The organism is Nitratidesulfovibrio oxamicus (assembly GCF_015731765.1).
GTDB lineage: Bacteria > Desulfobacterota > Desulfovibrionia > Desulfovibrionales > Desulfovibrionaceae > Cupidesulfovibrio > Cupidesulfovibrio oxamicus.
The window spans coordinates 1-2,243 of sequence record NZ_VRYY01000415.1 but is presented as its reverse complement, the minus strand read 5'-3'; the positions used below and the strand labels follow the sequence as shown (position 1 = coordinate 2,243).

Annotated in this window: 2 protein-coding genes and 3 tRNA genes; 1 reads left to right on the top strand and 4 read right to left on the bottom strand. The window is 67.4% G+C overall.

Features of this window, described 5'->3' with window-relative positions; all coding sequences use genetic code 11:
• The 4 genes from FVW20_RS13120 to FVW20_RS13105 all read right to left on the bottom strand — a co-directional run.
• On the bottom strand, positions 1-872 hold an 872-nt coding region (locus FVW20_RS13120; protein WP_196609968.1), incomplete at its 3' end, for a substrate-binding periplasmic protein.
• 295 nt (positions 873-1,167) lie between these two features.
• Positions 1,168-1,244: transfer RNA gene (locus FVW20_RS13115), tRNA-Arg, on the bottom strand.
• A gap of 77 nt (positions 1,245-1,321) precedes the next feature.
• Positions 1,322-1,398: transfer RNA gene (locus tag FVW20_RS13110), tRNA-Arg, on the bottom strand.
• Positions 1,399-1,459: 61 nt separating this feature from the next.
• Positions 1,460-1,536: transfer RNA gene (locus tag FVW20_RS13105), tRNA-Arg, on the bottom strand.
• Between the two features lie 324 nt (positions 1,537-1,860).
• On the opposite strand from FVW20_RS13105, the gene FVW20_RS13100 reads away from it, so the two are divergent.
• Positions 1,861-2,243: phosphoadenosine phosphosulfate reductase family protein (locus FVW20_RS13100; RefSeq protein ID WP_196609967.1), on the top strand; the 383-nt coding region annotated here is incomplete at its 3' end.

Below are 2,243 nucleotides of genomic sequence, written 5' to 3'. Positions count from 1 at the left end.
GGGCCTGCTTGCGGCAGGCCGCCCGCTGCACCAACCGGCATGGCATCCAGCACGGCGGCGATGGCATCGTCGATGCGGCGCATGGTGGCCTCGTCCACACCGCGCCCGCACATCAGGTGGCGGGTCTGGGGCTGGCCCGTCAGGGCATCCTGCCCGGCCAGGGGCACCAGTTGCAGGGCCTGGAGCAGCCGGGGCGAGCGGCGCAGCAATTCGGTGGCCTCTTCCTGTTCCATCAGGGTCATGTCGTAGCGGCCCGACGCCAGCATTTCCAGCAGGGCGGCATTGTCTGCCGTGCTGCGGTAGACCGGCGCCCGGGATCGGGCCAGCGTCTCGTCCAGGGCAGGGCTGTACGAAAAACCATCGCGCAGCACCATGCGCAGCCCGGCTGTCAGCAATCCTGTCAGTTCCCTGGCTCCGCCCACCCGGTGCGCTGCGTCGGTCCGCAGCACCGCAACCGGGGGCTGATTGCGGTAGATGGGCGCGCTGAACCGCGCGAACTGTTCGCGCTCGCGGGTGCGGTACCATCCTGGCGAGCAGGCATGGGCCGTGGCGTCCTGTTCGAACAGCGCCACGATGCGCTTGGGCGGCATTTCCACGACATGGTACGGAATATGCGCGGCATCCAGCACGCGACGCACGGCATCGATGAGAAGGCCCCCGGACACGCCATGGTCGAAGGTGTAGTAGGGTGGGCGATGAAAGGCGAGAATGGCCAGTTCGCGCGGGGCCGCGCTGGCCCGGGCGGCAATGTCCGTGTCCGCCAGGGCCGGATCGGGCAGGAGCAGAGGCAGAAGCAGCAGGCACAAGAGCGTGGCCGCGAAGGCGCAACCGGTAACCGGTACAGATGCGCAACGGGGGAGACAGACGTGCATGGGGCTGCCTTTCCGGGTGGCATTCAGGCGCATGGGGCGAGAGGCGGCGGCATGCCGCAGGGGAGGGAAGCGCGCGAGGAGCCGAACGTCCAGAGTGTGTGCATTGTTAGTCGGATGAAAGAGGCCGGTCAAGTTGCGGTGTATGCGGCGGAAACTGGGGGCCGCCCGTGTGCCCGACGCGTGGTGATGGGGTGTCGCGGGTGAAACTGCCTTGTATCAGGCCGTCTGCGCAACTAGCGGGGGGCGGTGCAAAGCAAGAGCCCCCCGAAGCGGTGCTTCGGGGGGCTTGCTTGCGTGGCGCGCCAGGAAGGATTCGAACCTCCGACCTACAGGTTCGTAGCCTGTTGCTCTATCCAGCTGGGCTACTGGCGCGCAAGGTGTGCTGTTTCGCGGGGCTGCGCCCGCCACGGAAGCGACTGCCGTGGTGCATGGTCCGGTGCATGCAAGAGTGGCGCGCCAGGAAGGATTCGAACCTCCGACCTACAGGTTCGTAGCCTGTTGCTCTATCCAGCTGGGCTACTGGCGCGTGTCTCCGGAACACTGCCGGAAAGGCTGGCGTACTATCCTGCCAAATCCGGATTTTTTGCTGGTGCGCCAGGAAGGATTCGAACCTCCGACCTACAGGTTCGTAGCCTGTTGCTCTATCCAGCTGGGCTACTGGCGCAGCGAGAAAAGGCATATATGCCCGATGGGGTCGGATCGTCAAGCGATTTCGTGCGGGCAAATGCACTTCTTTTCCGGTGCGGCGGCAGGTTGCCCGCCAGACCGCGCCGCATGCGGCCCGGTGAGGGGGGATGCGCGCGGACCCTTGCGGACGAAGGCCCGAGGAAGGACGGCAGGCATGCTGTTTTCCTTCAGCGGGCTGCGATCCCGTAGTCCCCTTGCCCGGCAGGCTGGCCGTTTTGCTTTCGCCTGTCGGCCACGGTTGCCCCGTCCTTGCGAAAGGGATAGACCGTCGGTCTCCGGTCTTGCCGGACGGAGGATACCCATGAGCCTTGATGGCAAGATCGACGCTGCGCGCCAACTGCTGCGCGAGGTGCTGGCCCAGCACGGGCCGGACCGCGTGGCCGTGGCCTGGACCGGAGGCAAGGATTCCACGCTGGCGCTCGCCCTGTGGCGCGGCGTGCTGCGCGATGCCGCGTCCGACGCATGTGGCGCATGTGGCGCATGTGGCGCATGTGGCGCGAGCCCGTTGGCCCTGAACCTGGACACGGGCTGCAAGTTTCCGGAAGTCATCACCCTGCGCGACCGGCTGGCGGCAGAGTGGGGCGTGACCCTGCACATCGCCCGCCCGGACGTGCCCCCCGGCTATCCCGTGGCGGCGGACCGGGCCGCCTGCTGCCGGGACCTGAAGGTGGGGCCGCTGCTGCG